Below are 17,241 nucleotides of genomic sequence, written 5' to 3' on the forward strand. Positions count from 1 at the left end.
TTATGACGTTTGATATCGCCTCTATTCGCGCAGATTTTCCAATTTTAAGCCGTGAAGTAAACGGACAGCCTTTGGTGTATTTGGACAATGGCGCGTCGTCGCAAAAGCCTCAGGTGGTGATCGATGCGGTGACGCGAGCTTACGCGCATGAATATGCGAATGTGCATCGTGGCCTGCATTATCTTAGCAATCTGGCAACCGATAAATATGAGGCGGTGCGTGGCGTTGTGGCGCGGTTTTTAAACGCCGGCGCTGAAACTGAGATTGTGCTCAATTCGGGCACGACCGAAGGCATAAACGCTGTGGCCTACGGTTGGGCGATGGAAAATTTAACCGCAGGCGATGAAATTATCCTTTCGGTGATGGAGCATCATGCCAATATCGTGCCCTGGCATTTTTTGCGCGAGCGCTATGGGGTGGTGTTGAAATGGGTTGATATTGATGCCCAGGGCAATTTGGACCCGCAAGCGGTTATCGATGCCATATCCGAGCGCAGCAAACTGATTGCGATCACGCATATGTCAAACGTGCTAGGCAGCGTCGTGGATGTGAAAACCATTTGTCATCATGCCCGCAGCAGGGGCGTTCCTGTGCTTGTCGATGGCTCGCAGGCGGCGGTGCATCACGCCGTTGACGTGCAAGATATCGGGTGCGATTTTTACGCGATTACCGGTCATAAACTCTGCGGCCCGTCAGGGTCGGGGGCAATATTTATGCGTGCTGAACGGATGGCGGAAATGCGCCCCTTTATCGGCGGCGGCGATATGATCAAAGAAGTGCATAAAGACAAGGTGATTTATAATGATCCGCCCATGATGCTTGAGGCTGGAACCCCCGGCATTGTGCAAACCATCGGATTTGGCGTGGCGCTGGATTACATGATGGATATCGGGTTTGAGGCGATTCAAGCGCATGAAAAGACGCTTACCGATTATGCGCAATCTCAGTTGGGAAGTTTGAATTGGCTGACCCTGCAAGGCGCAGCGCAGGATAAGGGGCCGATTTTCAGCTTCACTTTGCAGGGGGCCGCGCATGCACATGATATTTCGACGATCCTGGATCGAAAAGGCATCGCTGTGCGGGCAGGCCAGCATTGTGCAGGACCTTTGATGGAGTTCATGGGCGTCACCGCCTCATGCCGGGCGTCTTTTGCATTTTATAATTCGCTTGAGGAAGTTGACCGCTTGGTAGATGGGCTGCATTTGGCGCATGATCTTTTGGTCTGATTGATCGTGGTAGACGGCGGGAAGGCTCGCCAAGCGCTTTTGGGCTAAGCAAAAACCGCGCTGGCTAAAGCCTCATTTTTCGGGTTTTTTTTGGGTTTCAAATTCTGCGAGGATTGCCCTGGCTTGAAGAAGATGATGGGCCATGAAATGGGCAAGCCAGATTGCGAATGAGGGCATTTTTTACATCCCTAGATTTGCGCATTGGCCGATTTTGATCACCAAAATGCGCGGCGCTGCATCCTCGTCCGTTTTTGCTGTTGAATTTGGCTTAGGACGAAATGGGTTGCCATAACGCGGCGCCTGTTGATCGGTTTGAATTCACTGCGTTTGACACTTTTTTGATATCCAAAAGCTGATCAGAGACCGGCCTCATAAGCTTTGCGGCGCCTTTTCCCTGCTCTCCCAGCCAAAGGGGCCAGTCCTCTGCTTCAAGTATTACAGGCAATCTGTGATGGATCCGTGCCATTTTGGGATTGGCATTGGTGGTTACGATTGCACAACTGGTTACTTGGGCGCCATTCAACTGCCAGTCTTGCCATATCCCCGCCATTACAAGCGGGCTACCATCCGAGCGCGTGACGCGGTAGGGTGCCGGCTTTTTCCCTTCAACGCGCTGCCATTCATAAAATCCGTCTGCGGGGATTAAACAGCGTCTTGATCGACAGGCCTCTTTAAATGCGGGCTTTTCAGCGATCGTTTCTGACCTTGCGTTTATCAGCAAAGGCCCCCCCGCCATTGTTTTGTACCATTTTGGTATGAAACCCCAGCGCATTGGTTTGAGCTGGCGCATCCCGTTGGCTGCAATAAGCGCGTGAACAAGCATTGTGGGGCAGACATTGTAATTGGGGGTGCTAGGCAAGTCATTAGCGGGTGTTGCATGAAACAGGTTGACCAGCGCGTCTTGTGGTATGGTGATGGCAAACCTTCCACACATTTCAATCCCCTCTCTTTAACAAAAACTGTCTCTGCCCAAAAAATTTTAGCTGACGCACCCGTTTAATGCCAGTGGCGGTATGAGCCAGCGAGCATTGCAAATGCTGCATGGCGGCAATTCTAACTTAGATGATGTTGCTCATGCAGAAAGTGCCTAATTAGGCGGCAATTCAAGCAATGGAGATTGAGATGCTTAGACAAATATTTAAATCATTGATCGTGGCACGCCAAGCCAGTGCTGCTTTTGAAACCCTTAGCCATTTAAGCGATCATCAGCTGCAAGATATTGGCTTCACCCGCGCAACCTATGTGAACGAAATCAAAGCTCAAGTTTTGGCTGAAATGGACGCTGCGGATGAAGAAAAAGCCGTCCAAATGCAGATAAATCCAAATTTGGTGGGGGTTGTTTAAGGGCCTCGTTGCGCGGATCCTGCCGGTTCTGTCAGAACGGGGCTGTCTTGATCTATTGGATATTATGGATGCCGCAAAAATTCAATGGCGCCGGTCGGTACTCGTTCGAAGAGGCGCCGTATAGGCTCACAAACTGGCCTGCCTATACTGAAAGCCTGCCTCAGCGCGGTTAGGTGACTATTGGCTTGAGCCGCGATGTAAAAGCCGCATGGCGCGCAGGGCGCTGCAAGACCCGATGCGCTCAGCCAGTATATTCAGATCAGGTAATCCCTACCTGCCTGACGCTTGAGGTGGTATTTTAAACGGCCGCTGCGCCAGAGCGACTAGGCTGTACGCCTCCTAGTTAAGCTCATTGGGGAAGATATCCGCCTGCCTGATTTTTTTATCTTTTCACGCCGCGGGTTTGAGCTGTAATTGCCGATGCACTTGCGTGCCTATGCGGATAGCGTGATCCGACTTATGGTAGACAGTGCGGGCCTTTAAATATTTGGCGCCGGCGCCTGTATGTAAACCTAGCTTCACTCAAAGCCCAAACGCAAATCTTGGCGCTGGCGGCATTTTTGGGGCAGACGTTGTAATTGGCCGTGTTTGGCAAGTCATTTTTAGGTATTGCCTGAAACAGGGAGCCCAGCGTGCCTTGTGGTTTGGTGATGGCAAACCTCCCACCCCATGCAGGTGACGACGATATTTTGAAGCATAATGTGTATTTAATCAGCGCGGATAAACGGCAGTGCCTTTTGAAAGCGTGGCGGGTCTTTTTCGTCAGAATTTAGGGCGTTTTTGGCCCTCTTAAGCAGAGTGATCCGATCTATTAATCGCTACGTTTAACTGGGCAGATCTTGCCCAAATTTCATATGCAAAAGGCATGGATCATGACAGCAACAGATCAGTTTGGCTTCGGCACTCAGATTAGAAAATCTCCTTATTTTGACGCCACGGTTCGCTGGGGGGCAAAAGGGTTTTCGGTTTATAATCATATGTATATCCCCCGCGACTTCGGAGATCCTGAGCAGAATTTTTGGAATTTGGTAAACGCAGCAATCCTGTGCGATGTAGCCGTTGAACGGCAGGTCGAAGTAACAGGGCCTGATGCGGCAGAGTTCGTGCAAATGTTAACCCCCCGCGATCTTTCGAAAATGGCGGTGGGTCAATGTAAATATATTCTCATCACCAATGCCGATGGTGGGCTGTTAAACGATCCAATTCTTTTGCGACTGGCAGAAAATCATTTTTGGATTTCCTTGGCGGATAGCGATATTTTACTCTGGGCGCAGGGGGTGGCCGTACATTCTGGCTTGGATGTAAGTATTTGTGAGCCGGATGTGTCCCCTTTGCAATTGCAGGGCCCCAATTCCGGGGAAATCATGAAGGCTTTATTCGGAGAATCTATAGGAGATTTGCGCTACTACTGGCTGCGCGAGCTTGAGCTTGAGGGCATTCCATTGCTGGTGTCCCGCACCGGTTGGTCAAGCGAATTGGGTTATGAGATTTATCTTAGGGATGGGGCTTATGGAAGTGCGCTGTGGGAGCGCATTATGGCCGCTGGTGCTGCGTTTGGCCTGAAGCCGGGGCACACGTCTTCAATTCGGCGCATCGAAGGGGGGATGCTGTCTTACCACGCGGATGCTGATATCCATACGAACCCGTTTGAGCTGGGTTTAGGCCGGTTGGTTAACCTGGATATCGAGGCGAATTTTATTGGCAAATCTGCGCTGCGCCTTATCAAGGCCAAAGGGGTAGAGCGCAAACAAGTCGGCTTGATTTTGGACGGCGCGCCTTTGAGGGGGCCAAATACAAGTTTTTGGACCATCACAGATAAGGAGGAAACGATTGGCAAAGTGACCTCTGCGGTTTTCTCGCCGCGCTTGCAGAAAAATATTGCGCTTGCGATGGTGTCTGTAGATTATACTGCGTTGGGATCCGAGCTGCGTGTTCTTGTGGGGGAGCAGCAGCGCAGCGCATTGGTGGTTGAACGGCCATTTTTCGACCCCAAGAAAAAGATCACGGCTGGTTTGCTTTTTAGTTGAATATTCTGCGCAAAGCCGCGCTGCCTTTTACAGCCTGTTTTGGCGCTGTGGATGCGGCGGCCAATTGGTGTCATTCTTTAGGCCAGCGGTCTCGCTCGTTTGGGCAAGCTTATTGCCCTATGTTTGTCGGCTTGATCCATGGCAATATAGGGTGAAGATTTTAGTGGCTAGACTCGCTCTCCTCCCAAACAGAGAGCCTAGCCACTATAGCCTCAAGCCTGACGCGGCGAGACTTTGCAACACAACTGACGCTGCGTTAACGCGATGTCAATAGCTTAATTATTAAGCAACACAAGAACTTTTAGATTTGCATAAAATGCATATCGGCAATGCAATCTTATGCATTGCTGACAGAGGCTGCCTGTTGCTATTTGTGTTGCAGCAAATTTCTCCTCCCATTAATTTGCTTGTGTTGAAAATTCTCCTCCCAGATGTTTTCAATTTATTGGCAGTGCTTTTCAGCACTGCCTTTTTTTTGAAAAAGAGATAATGCGCGCCCTATGCGCTCATGATCCTATTGTTTCTTGGGTGCTTTCTATGCTGATTTTCAGCAATTCGCTTTGGCTGTGCATAATTTGCGCGACAGCGCCAAATCAACCCGTGCCGCCTGATGTTTTTTCGGCCAACAAGCAATTAAAGAGGCAAAATATGGGTTGCCCAAATATCCGCAAGTGATGAAGCCTAGCGTTAAATTCTCATATTGCCTAAACGATGGTGATATCTACCATCCTGCGGACGGCTTTTTTGCCGTTAAGAACGTGATTTACCCGTCGCGATCGGGTCTGAAAGCGGCGGGGTTACGCGTCTCAGAAGCCTTGGTATGGGCCCGGCTCAACCGGTTTTGAACGCGGTTTGCGCGTGCATTTCCCATTATCTCAGCCGGTATTTTCTGCATTTTGCGCAAGCTCTAATGCCTCGGTGGTGGCTTCGAGAGACAGTAAAATTGAAGCATGGCGGTTTTTAAACTGAATTGCGGGGTGCAAAACCTCAAGATCGTGAAACGGTTCCGCGGGTATTGGGCCATCTGCTGTCAACATGGCCTGTAATTCTGCGCAGGCCACGCGCACTTGCGCGGCGCTGCAGCCAATGATCGCTTTGGCGGTGATGCATGCGGCGGCCTGTCCCAATGCACAGGCTTTTACGTCTTGCGTAAAGCCAGCTACGCGCCCTTCTGAGAGTTCAAGTTCAACACTTACGCTGGATCCGCAGAGGGGAGAACGTTTTTTTGCGCGAGCTGTCACATGCTCAAGCTCTGCATAATGTGGTAAATCGGCCGCCAAGGCCAAAATCTTTTTAGAGTATAATTTTATCAGATCTGGGTCGCCCGGCATAGTCTTTCCCTTTTTCCCGCAACACAATACATAAGGCGAAGCAGCGCAGAAGCAAAGGTTTGTAAGAATGGAATTTAACGTTGAGGAACTTGCATTTAACGAAGATGGCTTGATTCCAGCGATTGCGCAGGATGCCAATAGCAACGAAGTGCTGATGATGGCTTGGATGAATGCCGAGGCGGTAAAGCTCACGCTTCAAACAGGGCGGATGACCTATTGGTCGCGCTCGCGTCAGGCGATGTGGGTGAAGGGCGAAACCTCGGGGCATATCCAGAAATTGGTTGAGTTTCGCGTAGATTGTGACCGCGATTGCCTGCTGTTGTTGATTGATCAAACCGGGCCTGCGTGCCATACCAACCGCCGCAGTTGCTTTTACATCACCGTGCAAGATGGTAGGGAACATGAACGCTTGCCGGTTCTGCTTTAAGGCGCTGAAAACAAACGCTCCGTGATATCTTGGGCAGAGTGGCCGGCTTTTCGCAAACTGCTGAGCGCTTCAGAATCGCTGCGTTTTGCCAAGCGCTTGCCCGTTTCATCTCTTATCAAGGCATGATGGTGATAACGAGGGGTCTGAATATTCAGCAATTGTTGTAACACGACATGAATTTGCGTTGCGGCGCTCAGATCTGCGCCGCGCACCACATCGGTGATGTTTTGCGCATCATCATCTATGACCACCGCAAGATGATAGGCTGCCCCCTGATCCTTTCTGCGCAGCACCACGTCTCCAACCTGCGCAATAAGCGGCTCGGGTTTAAGCGTTATCCGTTTCGAATGCTGCGTTCCAAATTCCTCATAGGTCACAGGTTTTTGCAGGGCTTTGACGGCTTTGCGCATATTCAAGCGCAACGCATCGCCGGCGCTAGCCTGCGACAGGCTGCGATGGCGGCATGTGCCCGGGTAGATGCGGCCATCTGGACCAAATTCGGGCACGCCTTCTTGCGGGGCAGCTGCGGCTTGCGCAATATCCGCGCGGTTGCAGCAGCACGGATAGATCACTCCGGCGCGTGCCAGAGCATCAAGCGCTGTTTGATAGGAGGCGGTTTCCTGCGATTGGAACCTGACAGGCTCGGGCCAAGCCAGTCCAAGCCAGCGCAGATCATCGAAAATCTGCTGCGTCCATTCTGGTTTTGAACGGCTGTGGTCTAGATCATCTATCCGAAGCAGCCAAAGCCCGTTTTTTGCCTCGGCCAGTCTGTGGCCATATAAGGCAGAATACGCATGACCAAGATGCAGCGGGCCCGTGGGCGAGGGGGCAAATCTGGTTCGAAACGTCACAATTTTTCAAGAATATAAATATTGGAATTGATTTTTTGCTTTGGCAGATGGTCGCCATACTCCTTTAAATGCAGCACCGCCTGACCCTGTTTTACATAATCCTCAACCAGCCCGTCATAAGCGGGGTCTTCCAACGTGTGGTCATTGAATGAAAACACCAACAGCCCTTTTGGAGCCAAGAGAGCCATCATTTTATCTAATACGGCGAGCGGTGCGGCGCCGGCGCCAATGACGCCAACCGCGGCAATAATCTGATAAGCCCCCAGTTTCACGTTCGGGCCGATTTCGGGCGCAAACACCTCCAAGCGGCGATAGATCTTTTTTTGCGCCGCAACCTCGAGCATTTCAGCCGAAATATCTACCCCGTCGATCGTAAGAAAACCCACCTCTTGAAACGCCTGCCCTGAAACACCTGTGCCGCATCCATAATCGAGGATGGGTATACTCAGATCTTTTACATGTCGCGCCAGCGCCTCGGCAATTCTCAGCGGAGTGACATAGCCGTTTTCGCCCACTTCCTGATCATAGCTCTGCGCCCATTGGGCGTAAAAGGGGCGTAAATCTGCGCTGTCAGCGCTGTAAATTTTATCGAGATATGTTGTCGTCATCCCGTAAGTTAAGCAAATCAGATGCTAGGCGTCCAGAGGGGCTTTGGCCAACCAATCCTGCCAAGCGCTTTTTGCCCGGTCTGTATAGGCTTTATAGCGCTCTTTGCGCCCTTTACGCCCGTTCTTTGTGCCCTCTATCGGTCTGAAAAGGCCAAAATTCACATTCATGGGCTGAAAGGTTTTTGCATCAGCGCCGCCGGTAATATGCAGCATTAACGCCCCTAAGGCGGTATCTTCCGGTACAGGGGGCAGAGGCTTTCCAAGGATTTCACTGGCTGCCATGCGCCCAGCCAATAAACCCATCGCGGCGCTTTCTACGTAACCCTCTACGCCAGTTATTTGGCCGGCAAAGCGCAGATGTGGGGCCGCCTTTAAACGCATCTGATGATCCAAAAGAGTGGGGGAATTTAAAAACGTATTGCGGTGGATGCCGCCCAAACGCGCAAATTCAGCCGCCTCTAACCCTGGTATCTGCCGCAGAACCTCTTTTTGGGCGCCATATTTCATTTTTGTTTGAAATCCGACAATATTATACAGCGTGCCCAGGGCATTATCGCGGCGCAACTGCACCACGGCATAGGGCTTTTGGCTGCTATGTGGATTGGTCAGGCCAACGGGTTTCATCGGTCCGAAACGCAGCGTTTCGCGGCCCCGCTCTGCCATCACTTCAATCGGCAAACATCCATCAAAATACCCCGCCGTTTCTCCTTCATGAAATTCGGTTTTTTCGGCCTCGAGCAGCGCGTCGATAAAGCGTTCATACTGGCTTTTATCCATCGGGCAGTTTAAATAAGCGGTGCGCTCGGCCTCAGTTTCGCCCTTATCATAGCGCGATTGCATCCAGGCTTTGGACATATCAATGCTGTCATAATAGAGTATGGGGGCGATGGCATCGAAAAAGGCCAACGCATCGCGGCCAGTTGTTTTTGCCAAAGAGGCGCCCAGCGCGGATGAGGTGAGCGGCCCAGTGGCCACGATCCAATGACCTGATTGAGGCAGCGCGTCGATTTCTTTATTAACAATCGTGATCTTGGGATGCGCCTTGAGTTTGCGTGTTACGCTTTTGGCAAAAACCTCACGGTCAACGGCTAAAGCACCGCCTGCAGGTAAACGATGCTCGTAGGCGGTTTGAATGATCACGCCTTCGGCCTGTAACATTTCCCAGTGCAGCAGGCCGACGGCGTTTTGTTCGTGATCGTCAGAACGAAAAGAGTTAGAGCATACCATTTCACCCAAATCAGCCGTCTGATGCGCAAATGTTTTCACCTGAGGACGCATTTCGTGGATCACCACGTTCACGCCCATTTGGGCGGCTTGCCAGGCGGCTTCTGATCCTGCCATGCCGCCGCCAATGATATTTAATGTCTCGCTCATGCGCTCTTCCTAACGAAATGCAACGGAATGACCAGCCCAAGACCCGCCTTTATTGACCTGAGGCTTTAGCTTTGGATGGTTTACTGTGTCCAGTTAGGATCGCGTTTCTCAATGAAGGCGCTGATGCCCTCTTCGGTATCCCGATACAGCATATTTTCGACCATCACGTCGCCCGTATAATCATAGGCTTCGGATAATGGCATTTGTAACTGATTGTAGAACGCTTCTTTGCCAATTTTCACCGCAACGCCAAGTTTGCTGGCCAATAATTCCGCCAAGGCCCGAGTCTCTGCGCTGAGCTGTTCTTCGGAGACAACGCGGTTTATCAAACCGAGGTCTTGCGCGCGCGCAGCATTAATAAATTGCCCGGTGGTTAGCATTTCAAATGCTTGTTTTCGGGGGATATTTCGGGAAAGCGCCACCATTGGGGTGGAACAGAATAATCCGATATTAACGCCGTTAACGCCAAATTTCGTGCCCTCGGCGGCAACTGCCAAATCGCAGCTTGCCACCAATTGGCAGCCTGCGGCAGTGGCAATGCCATGCACTTGTGCGATCACCGGTTGCGGCAATTTCTGGATTGTTTGCATCATTTTTGCGCACCGATTGAATAGCGTTTTGAAATAGGCTTTGCCGCTATCTTCGGCTTGCCGGCCTGCGGTCATCTCTTTTAGATCATGGCCGGCACAAAACGCTTTGCCGGCGCCCTCTAAAATAACCGCACGGATCGCCTGGTCGTTTTTTAGGACGTCAAATTCAGATTGCAGCGCCTCCAGCATCCCCTCTGACAGCGCGTTTAATTTCTCTGGAGCATTCAATGTGAGATGGGCAATCGATCCCGTATCGTTGCGTTCTAATAAAGCCATCTTGCTCTCCTTCTGATTTTCCGCGAGTCTACGCCAAAATAAAGAGAGAGAAAAGTATGCCATTACCTTACACGGCAGAGACCTTAATGCGCTATCTTGAAAACGTGTTTCCTCAGATCCGCGGTGAGTTTGCCATTGAGGCGCTGCAGGAGGGGCACATAGAGGTGCGCTTGAAGGTGCAAGAGCGGCATTTGCGCCCTGGCGGCACGGTGTCAGGGCCGGCGATGTTCGCTTTGGCGGATGTTTCGGTTTATATGAGCGTTCTGGCCGCAATCGGGCCGAAAGAACTTGCCGTTACGACCAATGCATCTTTGGATTTTATGCGCAAACCGGATGCAGGTCGTGATCTGATTGCGCATTGTAAGGTGTTGAAACTTGGCCGTTTATTGGCTGTTTGCGATGTTCTCATATTTTCTGAGGGTAAAGCCGACCCCGTGGCGCGGGCTTCCATGACATATGCCTTACCGCCCGATAAAACGATTAAAACGCAGTAAGATGTAATCGGAACGAAAAATGCGCTCAGCTCGCGAAGAGCTGGCGCATTATCTGTTTATGCCTGATACTCAGACTTTGGCGGCGGTTTGCCGGGGCGCTGGAGCCGCTGCGGCAGGCTTCGCGGCGGCCGTTTTGGTTAATGGATCGTCTTGGCGCTGAACAGAACCTTCGAAATGCGCACCCGATTCAATCGCGATTGTTTTATGAATGATATCGCCTTCCACGCGCGCCGTCGCCGTTAGGCGAACTTTCAGACCCCGCACCCGACCGACGATTCGGCCATTTACAACCACATCATCGGCAATCACCTCGCCCTTGATCGTGGCGCTTTCGCCCACCGTCAGCAGATGCGCGCGTATATCGCCCTCAACCGTGCCTTCCACTTGAATGTCGCCCGTGGTTTTCATGTTTCCGGTAACGTGCAGATCAGATGACAGAACGGATGCAGGTGGTTTTGCCTTAGGTGCCGATGGCTTTGTTTCAATTTGATCAGCCGCATAAGCCGTGGGCGCAGGGGCGCTGGGCGTTGCTGCATCGCTGTCTTTTTGACCTGGTTCGTTTATTTTGCTTTTAGAAAACATCTTTCGCTGCCTTAATATAATTCATCGGATTTAACGCTTTTCCTTTGTAGCGCACTTCATAGTGCAGATGCGTCCCTGTGGAGCGCCCAGTATTTCCCATACCACCGATTGCCTCTCCACGAGATACTCTTTGCCCTTTTTTTACACGGATCTTTGAAAGATGACCATAGCGTGTTTCATAGCCAAAGTCATGCTTGATTTTTACAAGTTTTCCATAGCTGGAAAACGTGCCGGCGAATGTTACAACGCCATCCGCCGTTGCCAGAATTGGGGTGCCCTTGGGCGCGGCAAGATCAATGCCGCGGTGCATGCGCCCCCAGCGTGGGCCAAATCCAGAGGTGAAGCGATGCGCGGCGGTGACCGGGGGCGCGAAAGGCAGTTTGTTTATTGCGATGCGGTAGTGATCCAGCTTGGCCACAGAGTTTAAAATACCAAGCGCTCTGGCTTCTTCGGCAGAAAGGTCAGCGGGGTTTGTTTCAAGCCCGAAAGCTGGTCCACCGCGCCCCGAATATCCTTGGCGCACGGTGTTTAAAAGCGAGTCAGCGTCTAGGCCACTGGCGCGCAAAACTTTTTCCAATGGCTTTACGGAAATTGTAAGGGCTTCTTCAATCTGACGGAATAATTGTTCGTATTTTTGTTCAATGAGGCGAATTTCCAATTCAAGCGCATCGCGTGCGCTTAGCGCGGCGGCAAGGTTTTGTTCGGTTTCCAGTTTGTCTGCGGCTGTTTGCGAAAGTGCTTGCGACACCTTGTCGATCGCAGAGGCGTTTTCTGGGCGAGGGAGCGCTGATAATGCGCTAGGGGCGACCGAGCCTGCAGCGCTTGCGTTGCGTTCACCCATGCGCTGCTGTTTTAATACCTTCAACTCGTTGAGCGCCAAAACCAGCTTATGCTGCAGCTGCTCTTGTTGTTCGCTTGCGATTAACTCCCCGTTTTGCATTTTTCGCATTTCTGTAAGCGCTGCCGAGAGCTGTGATTTTACTGATAGGCTCTGTTGCGTGATTGCGTTCAATTCTTCCGCAAAGACCCTAGTTTCAGACGCGTTGATTGTGTTATTTATGGGGCTTGCCGGGATTGATGGCGCGCCAATTCCCTTCGAAAACAGCATAAGGCCGCTAAAGCTGATCCAGAAAACCACTCCAATAGCGCAAATAAAAGCTAAAATCTGCGCCCTTGATGACAGGCTGAGCCTTATGGTTTGCCCGGCAGTTTCCACGTAGATGGTTTTTTCGCTAAACCAAAAGAAAGATCTTTTTGAGGGGGGTCGCACAGTTTTCCTGCAAATTTGTAAGGCCAGATATATTGTATCGGTGATACTGATCGCAAACGTTGAGGTCAATCAGCTTGCACCGCTGCATCGCATCGGTTGCGCAGGTCATTTTTCTAACGGCGCTGTGCCGCGTTCTGTCGCTTTTTCAACCAGGCGCGTTTTTACCACCAAGAAAGGCAGGGTATTCAATATTTTCGGTTAAAGGCCAGTAAAAATCTGGCGGGATGCCCGCATCTGCCCGCTTTTCAGCGTTAAAGGGTGGTTTCAGATTGCCTTTGAAATATTTTCGCACCAGCGCATGAAAAACTTGCTTTGGGTCTTTATCATCGCGCCCGCACAAGAAATTAAACCATTTTGATCCATATGCTACATGTGTCACTTCTTCTGAATAGATCAGTTCTAGCGCCTCAACGGCTTGGGTTTCTTTTGCCTGTTTGAATATTTTTATCATATTCGGCGTCACATCAAGTCCACGGGCTTCTAGAACCATGGGCACCACGGCCAAGCGCCCTAACAGGTCGGTTTTTGTATCTTGGGCTGCCCGCCACATTCCGGCATGGGCAGAAAGCGCGCCATAAAAGCTGCCCAAATTTTCTAAGCAATCGCAGATTAAATTGAAATGCTTGCTTTCTTCTGCAGCCGCCTGCACCCAATCATCAAAAAAGCCGGTTGGCAGGCGGGTCTTGCTGAACCGAACAATAATATCCCAATGCAGATCGACGGCATTCAGCTCGATATGGGCGACCGCGTGCAACAGCGCAATCCGGCCTTCGGGTGATCCGGGCTTGCGTTTGGCCACGTCTTTTGGCGCGCATAAGCGGGGGGCCTCTGGACGCGCTGGGTGATCTGGTGCCGGCGCGGTTCCAATTTCAAGCGTGTTGCCTGCGGCGCGCGCCTCTTGCCAGGCTTGGGCATATTGCAAAGACAGGGCGGTCTTTGCGCGCCCATCCGCAGTGTTCAGTACTTGTGCGCCCATTTCAGCAAGGCTTAATCGCATCAAATGACCTCTTTTGGGTTACAGGGTTTGCGCCGCGGCCAAGACAGCTTCGACATGCCCGGCCACTTTAACTTTGCGCCACTCCTGCACCACTTGACCGGAGCCATCTATCAAAAAAGTGGAGCGCTCAATACCAAAATAGGTTTTACCATACATGGATTTTTCTTTCCAAACGCCAAATTGTTCGCAGATATCGCCCTTTTCATCTGACAGAAGGGGTATGCCGAGCCCCTGCTTTTCAACAAATTTGTCATGGCTTTTCACGCTGTCTTTTGAAATGCCGATAATTTTGACGTTTAACTTTTCAAACGCGTCCTGATGGGTGGTAAAGCCTTGAGCTTCTTTCGTGCAGCCGCTTGTATTATCGCGGGGGTAAAAAAACAGAACAACCGAAGATGGTTGCAGATCTGAGAGCGCCAATTCGCCGCCACCATCCCGCGGCAGCTGTACAATTGGAGCGGGATAAGGCAAATTTGTCATGGTGCATTCCTTGCTAAATAATTGGCAGACGCGCTAAGAGCTAGAACAAATTGAACGCGAAAAAAGAGTTAGGGCAACAAAAGAGTGGGCGAAGAAGGGAAGAATGTGAGGGCTGCGCGTCATCCCTGGCGCTGGCTTGCTGTATTGGTCTCTGCGGTTAGTGCACTTTTGGGAGCGTTGATCCTGTGTTTATTGCTGTTCGTTGCGGTTTTAAAGGGCCGCGATCTTGCGCTACCATATTGGGTTGAAGACCGCGTTGCGAGCATTTTAAGCGAAAACCTTCCTGATGCGGAAGTCAAGTTTTCTGATGTATTCCTGACCTTATCCGAAAATTGGGCGCCTCAATTTCAGTTTGAGAATGTCTCGATTTCGTTGCCAGGCCCGTTAGAAGCGCCGCTTGAGGTACGATCCCTGCGCGTTGAGGTGAATCTGCCAGCGCTTTTGGAAGGGCAGATCAGGCCAGAAATGCTCATAGCAGACGGTGTTTTTATGCCGTTAAGCCGGCAGAAGACGGGCGATATCTACGTTCAAAGCGCGGATTTGAAGCCAAGCGATGTGGCGATGACGCTGTTTCCAACATTGATCATGCCAATGGATCAAGTGTTGCAAACCGCCCTCTTTGAGAGTTTGAAGACAATCGCGATCAACAACATTGCGATCACCTATCAAGATTTTCTCAGCCGGCGAAATTGGGTGATTGATGGGGCAAGGCTTGTTTTGAAAAAACAAGGGGCGGCTTTATCGCTTGACGTCAGTATGGGGCTGCTGGCCGGGGGAGCTGATTATGCGAGCTTGCGCGCCGGAATAGAACGACAAATCGGGGAGAGCGCCGCAAATTTTGATGTGCTATTCGAAGATTTACCAGCGCAGGACATGGCGAGCCAGCTGCCATTTTTTGCATGGTTGAACGCCGTTGAGGGTCCAATTTCTGGCGCGATAAACGGCGCGATAGATGAATCCGGCGCTTTGGGGGCGCTCAGCGTAAGTTTGCAGATAAAGCAAGGCGCGCTCAGACCCAATGAAACAGCGGTGCCGATCCAGTTTGAAACGGCGCAAACCTATTTCACCTATGATCCGCTGGATCGCCGTTTAGAGTTTGATCAAATCAGAATTGTGGGCTCTGATGTGTCGTTTCTGGGGCAGGGTTACGCCGCGCTTGAGATGAATGAGGCTTGGCCCGATAGCTTGTTTGGCCAACTTAGATTTTCGGAGGCCAAAGCCAAACTGCAAAACAGTCAACTCGATGCAGTTATTCTGGATGATGCCTTGGTTGATTTTCGCTTGAATTTAACTCCATTTCGGCTTGAAGTTGGGCAGTTTTACGCAACGAATAGTGCAAAAAAGATTTCAGTTCGGGGTGAGGCGCGGGTGAACGCTGAGGCGCTGGGTTGGTCTGTGGCGCTTGACGCTCGCACCCCAGCTTTAACCAAGGCCGCCATAATGGAATATTGGCCCGTAGGGTTTAAACCTAGATCCAGAGATTGGGTGTCAAAAAATGTAAAGCACTCGAAATTACGTGATGTGCGCTTCGCCTGGAGATTGCCCGCAAACCAGCCCCCTGTGCTAGATCTTGGATTTGCTTATGAGGAGACGGCGCTACGGGTTACAAAATCATTGCCGATGATCACGCAGGCGCGGGGGCAATTTTCGTCAAATTCAAATCGGCTTGCAACCAATTTGAGTGCCGGATTTATGACTGCAAGCGGGGCCCGGCCTGTTGACATGTCCGGAACGCGCTTCGTGATCCCTGATACGAAAAAAATCCCATCAGATGGGGTGGCGGATGTTGTCGTGTCGGGGCAGTTGGCGGATGTGCTGCCGCTTGTTGATATCATCGTGTCTTCGCGAAATAGCGAAACAAAACTTCCCAAAATACCGGGGGTGGGCGAGGTTGCTTTGACCGCCTCGGTTTCATTTTTGATGGTTAAAAATGGCGGCGACTCTGTTGAAATTTTTGCGGAAGGCGATGTGAAGAATTTTGAAGGCGAGTTCGGTGACACAGGCGCTGTGATCTCGAGTGATTTGGTGCAAATCGCTTTATCTCCCAAGCAATTGGAACTCACCGGAACAGGCCGGTTTGATCAGGTGCCTTTCAAGGCAAAGTTTCAAAAAGGATTGGGCCCAGATCAGGCGGATGTGCCTGCACTGCTTGAGGCTGAATTGGATCTTTCCTCTGAATTGGTAAGTCGCTTTACAGGGGCTGAGATCGAAGGCTTGATCAGCGGAAGCAGCCCTGCGCAGATAACTGCAAGCTTGCCAAGCGGCGCAGAAGCCTCGTTTTCCCTCAGCTCTGATTTGGTGGGATTAGGGGTAAACGCAAAGCAAATAAATTGGCAAAAACCGGCTAAAAAACCCGCCCAGTTTCGACTAACGGGACGCTATAATAAGCGGGTGCTGACTGATGCGTTTTCCCTAACCGGCGCTGGTTTGAATTTGGAAGGCGCGGTAGATTACGCGGAACAAGAGGAATTCAAATCGCTATCAATATCTAAGCTTCAAGTGGATGATATACTTGATGTGTTCGGTCAGTTTAACCCCGCGATGGGCATTGAGATATTTGGCGGATGGGTTAATTTTCCAAATCTGATGGCAGGCATGCCCGAAACAAACGCTGCGCAGACGGCGCCGCTTGCGCTAAAGGTGGCCTTGGATGAGGTGGTGTTGGGTGAAAATAAACTGACCGAATTTCGTGCGGATTTGATCAGCGCACCGCAATTGTCGGGTCCGTTTTCGGCAAAAGTGAACGGGGTGGCACAAGTTGTGGCTGTTTTATCGCCGCTTAATGGCCGCACCGCATTGGAAGTAACATCAGATCAGGCAGGGCGTTTGCTGACATCGGTTGGGGCTTTGCAAAGCGCCACAGGTGGGCAGCTGCGGTTAAATTTAAGTCCAACGCAACAAATGGGTGAAACTGATGGGCTTTTAGAAATCCGGAATGTCAAAGTACAAAAAGCGCCCGTTTTTGCAGAGCTTTTGAACGCAATCAGCATCGTTGGCCTATTAGAGCAATTGACAGGGCCGGGTATTCTTTTATCGGAGATAGATGCCAAATTCAGAAGCACTAAGGAACAAATTATAGTTGAATCAGCCTCTGCGTTTGGGCCGTCCATCGGGTTGTCTTTGGATGGCTATTACAATCGAAAGGCACAGAGCCTGGATATGCAGGGGGTTCTATCGCCAATATATTTTATCAACGGTATTGGCTCAGCCCTGACCAGAAAAGGCGATGGTCTCTTTGGCTTTAGTTTTAATCTAGATGGAAAAAAAGGACAGCCAAGTTTAGAGGTGAATCCTTTGTCGATCTTAACGCCCGGAATTTTTCGCGAAGTGTTCCGGCGCCCTCCCCCCAAACTTGAGTGACCGC

The 17,241-nt window shown here is 51.0% G+C and carries 16 protein-coding genes; 6 read left to right on the plus strand and 10 right to left on the minus strand.

Going from position 1 to position 17,241, the window contains the following annotated elements; translation table 11 throughout:
- The first annotated feature begins 2 nt into the window (after positions 1 to 2).
- Complete coding sequence (gene sufS, locus GN241_07100; protein ID XAT57151.1) at positions 3 to 1,226, plus strand: SufS family cysteine desulfurase; 1,224 nt, start codon at positions 3 to 5, stop codon at positions 1,224 to 1,226.
- A gap of 268 nt (positions 1,227 to 1,494) precedes the next feature.
- Here sufS and GN241_07105 read toward each other — a convergent pair whose 3' ends face one another.
- Complete coding sequence (locus GN241_07105; GenBank protein ID XAT57152.1) at positions 1,495 to 2,160, minus strand: SOS response-associated peptidase; 666 nt, start codon at positions 2,158 to 2,160, stop codon at positions 1,495 to 1,497.
- 176 nt (positions 2,161 to 2,336) lie between these two features.
- On the opposite strand from GN241_07105, the gene GN241_07110 reads away from it, so the two are divergent.
- Together GN241_07110 and GN241_07115 are read left to right on the plus strand one after the other, a co-directional pair.
- Positions 2,337 to 2,570: a DUF1127 domain-containing protein gene (locus tag GN241_07110; GenBank protein XAT57153.1), complete on the plus strand. Its 234-nt coding sequence runs from the start codon at positions 2,337 to 2,339 to the stop codon at positions 2,568 to 2,570.
- A gap of 872 nt (positions 2,571 to 3,442) precedes the next feature.
- Complete coding sequence (locus GN241_07115; protein ID XAT57154.1) at positions 3,443 to 4,597, plus strand: glycine cleavage system protein T; 1,155 nt, start codon at positions 3,443 to 3,445, stop codon at positions 4,595 to 4,597.
- A gap of 875 nt (positions 4,598 to 5,472) precedes the next feature.
- Here GN241_07115 and GN241_07120 read toward each other — a convergent pair.
- Positions 5,473 to 5,928, minus strand: coding sequence for an iron-sulfur cluster assembly scaffold protein (locus tag GN241_07120; GenBank protein XAT57155.1), 456 nt, complete (start codon positions 5,926 to 5,928; stop codon positions 5,473 to 5,475).
- Between the two features lie 67 nt (positions 5,929 to 5,995).
- On the opposite strand from GN241_07120, the gene hisI reads away from it, so the two are divergent.
- Positions 5,996 to 6,355, plus strand: coding sequence for a phosphoribosyl-AMP cyclohydrolase (hisI, locus tag GN241_07125; protein ID XAT57156.1), 360 nt, complete (start codon positions 5,996 to 5,998; stop codon positions 6,353 to 6,355).
- Here hisI and GN241_07130 read toward each other — a convergent pair.
- The 4 genes from GN241_07130 to GN241_07145 all read right to left on the minus strand — a co-directional run bounded on the left by GN241_07130 (position 6,352) and on the right by GN241_07145 (position 10,117).
- On the minus strand, positions 6,352 to 7,206 hold the full coding sequence (locus tag GN241_07130) for a tRNA glutamyl-Q(34) synthetase GluQRS (GenBank protein XAT57157.1): 855 nt from the start codon (positions 7,204 to 7,206) through the stop codon (positions 6,352 to 6,354). The two genes, hisI and GN241_07130, sit on opposite strands and share 4 nt — an antisense overlap.
- Positions 7,203 to 7,814, minus strand: coding sequence for a methyltransferase domain-containing protein (locus tag GN241_07135; GenBank protein ID XAT57158.1), 612 nt, complete (start codon positions 7,812 to 7,814; stop codon positions 7,203 to 7,205). The genes GN241_07130 and GN241_07135 overlap by 4 nt, the downstream gene beginning before the upstream one ends.
- A 24-nt stretch (positions 7,815 to 7,838) precedes the next feature.
- On the minus strand, positions 7,839 to 9,188 hold the full coding sequence (locus GN241_07140; GenBank protein XAT57159.1) for a methylenetetrahydrofolate--tRNA-(uracil(54)-C(5))-methyltransferase (FADH(2)-oxidizing) TrmFO: 1,350 nt from the start codon (positions 9,186 to 9,188) through the stop codon (positions 7,839 to 7,841).
- An 80-nt stretch (positions 9,189 to 9,268) separates the two neighbouring features.
- Positions 9,269 to 10,117: an enoyl-CoA hydratase gene (locus tag GN241_07145; GenBank protein ID XAT57160.1), complete on the minus strand. Its 849-nt coding sequence runs from the start codon at positions 10,115 to 10,117 to the stop codon at positions 9,269 to 9,271.
- Here GN241_07145 and GN241_07150 point away from each other — a divergent pair.
- A complete protein-coding gene (locus GN241_07150) occupies positions 10,111 to 10,548 on the plus strand; it encodes a hotdog fold thioesterase (protein XAT57161.1) in 438 nt (145 codons plus the stop codon). The genes GN241_07145 and GN241_07150 overlap by 7 nt on opposite strands.
- Positions 10,549 to 10,617: 69 nt before the next feature.
- On the opposite strand, the gene GN241_07155 is transcribed toward GN241_07150, so the two are convergent.
- The 4 genes from GN241_07155 to GN241_07170 all read right to left on the minus strand — a co-directional run bounded on the left by GN241_07155 (position 10,618) and on the right by GN241_07170 (position 13,877).
- A complete protein-coding gene (locus GN241_07155) occupies positions 10,618 to 11,130 on the minus strand; it encodes a polymer-forming cytoskeletal protein (protein XAT57162.1) in 513 nt (170 codons plus the stop codon).
- A complete protein-coding gene (locus tag GN241_07160; GenBank protein XAT57163.1) occupies positions 11,120 to 12,238 on the minus strand; it encodes a peptidoglycan DD-metalloendopeptidase family protein in 1,119 nt (372 codons plus the stop codon). Before GN241_07160 ends, GN241_07155 begins: the two co-directional genes overlap by 11 nt.
- Positions 12,239 to 12,545: 307 nt before the next feature.
- A complete protein-coding gene (locus GN241_07165) occupies positions 12,546 to 13,397 on the minus strand; it encodes a DUF455 family protein (GenBank protein XAT57164.1) in 852 nt (283 codons plus the stop codon).
- Between the two features lie 18 nt (positions 13,398 to 13,415).
- Positions 13,416 to 13,877 carry a redoxin domain-containing protein gene (locus GN241_07170; GenBank protein XAT57165.1) on the minus strand — a complete coding sequence of 154 codons (462 nt, stop codon included), beginning with the start codon at positions 13,875 to 13,877 and terminating at the stop codon, positions 13,416 to 13,418.
- A gap of 105 nt (positions 13,878 to 13,982) precedes the next feature.
- Here GN241_07170 and GN241_07175 point away from each other — a divergent pair, with 105 nt between their 5' ends.
- Complete coding sequence (locus GN241_07175; GenBank protein XAT57166.1) at positions 13,983 to 17,237, plus strand: hypothetical protein; 3,255 nt, start codon at positions 13,983 to 13,985, stop codon at positions 17,235 to 17,237.
- Positions 17,238 to 17,241 lie beyond the last annotated feature (4 nt).

It is taken from the genome of Rhodobacteraceae bacterium IMCC1335 (assembly GCA_039640495.1).
Lineage (GTDB): Bacteria > Pseudomonadota > Alphaproteobacteria > Rhodobacterales > Rhodobacteraceae > Thalassovivens.

What these genes read in the sequence shown, in the direction of transcription:
- sufS (XAT57151.1), top strand. Translation starts at nt 3, where the DNA reads ATGACGTTTGATATCGCCTCTATTCGCGCAGATTTTCCAATTTTAAGC.
- GN241_07105 (XAT57152.1), bottom strand. Translation starts at nt 2,160, where the DNA reads ATGTGTGGAAGGTTTGCCATCACCATACCACAAGACGCGCTGGTCAAC.
- GN241_07110 (XAT57153.1), top strand. Translation starts at nt 2,337, where the DNA reads ATGGAGATTGAGATGCTTAGACAAATATTTAAATCATTGATCGTGGCA.
- GN241_07115 (XAT57154.1), top strand. Translation starts at nt 3,443, where the DNA reads ATGACAGCAACAGATCAGTTTGGCTTCGGCACTCAGATTAGAAAATCT.
- GN241_07120 (XAT57155.1), bottom strand. Translation starts at nt 5,928, where the DNA reads ATGCCGGGCGACCCAGATCTGATAAAATTATACTCTAAAAAGATTTTG.
- hisI (XAT57156.1), top strand. Translation starts at nt 5,996, where the DNA reads ATGGAATTTAACGTTGAGGAACTTGCATTTAACGAAGATGGCTTGATT.
- GN241_07135 (XAT57158.1), bottom strand. Translation starts at nt 7,814, where the DNA reads ATGACGACAACATATCTCGATAAAATTTACAGCGCTGACAGCGCAGAT.
- GN241_07140 (XAT57159.1), bottom strand. Translation starts at nt 9,188, where the DNA reads ATGAGCGAGACATTAAATATCATTGGCGGCGGCATGGCAGGATCAGAA.
- GN241_07150 (XAT57161.1), top strand. Translation starts at nt 10,111, where the DNA reads ATGCCATTACCTTACACGGCAGAGACCTTAATGCGCTATCTTGAAAAC.
- GN241_07145 (XAT57160.1), bottom strand. Translation starts at nt 10,117, where the DNA reads ATGGCATACTTTTCTCTCTCTTTATTTTGGCGTAGACTCGCGGAAAAT.
- GN241_07155 (XAT57162.1), bottom strand. Translation starts at nt 11,130, where the DNA reads ATGTTTTCTAAAAGCAAAATAAACGAACCAGGTCAAAAAGACAGCGAT.
- GN241_07160 (XAT57163.1), bottom strand. Translation starts at nt 12,238, where the DNA reads ATGCTGTTTTCGAAGGGAATTGGCGCGCCATCAATCCCGGCAAGCCCC.
- GN241_07165 (XAT57164.1), bottom strand. Translation starts at nt 13,397, where the DNA reads ATGCGATTAAGCCTTGCTGAAATGGGCGCACAAGTACTGAACACTGCG.
- GN241_07170 (XAT57165.1), bottom strand. Translation starts at nt 13,877, where the DNA reads ATGACAAATTTGCCTTATCCCGCTCCAATTGTACAGCTGCCGCGGGAT.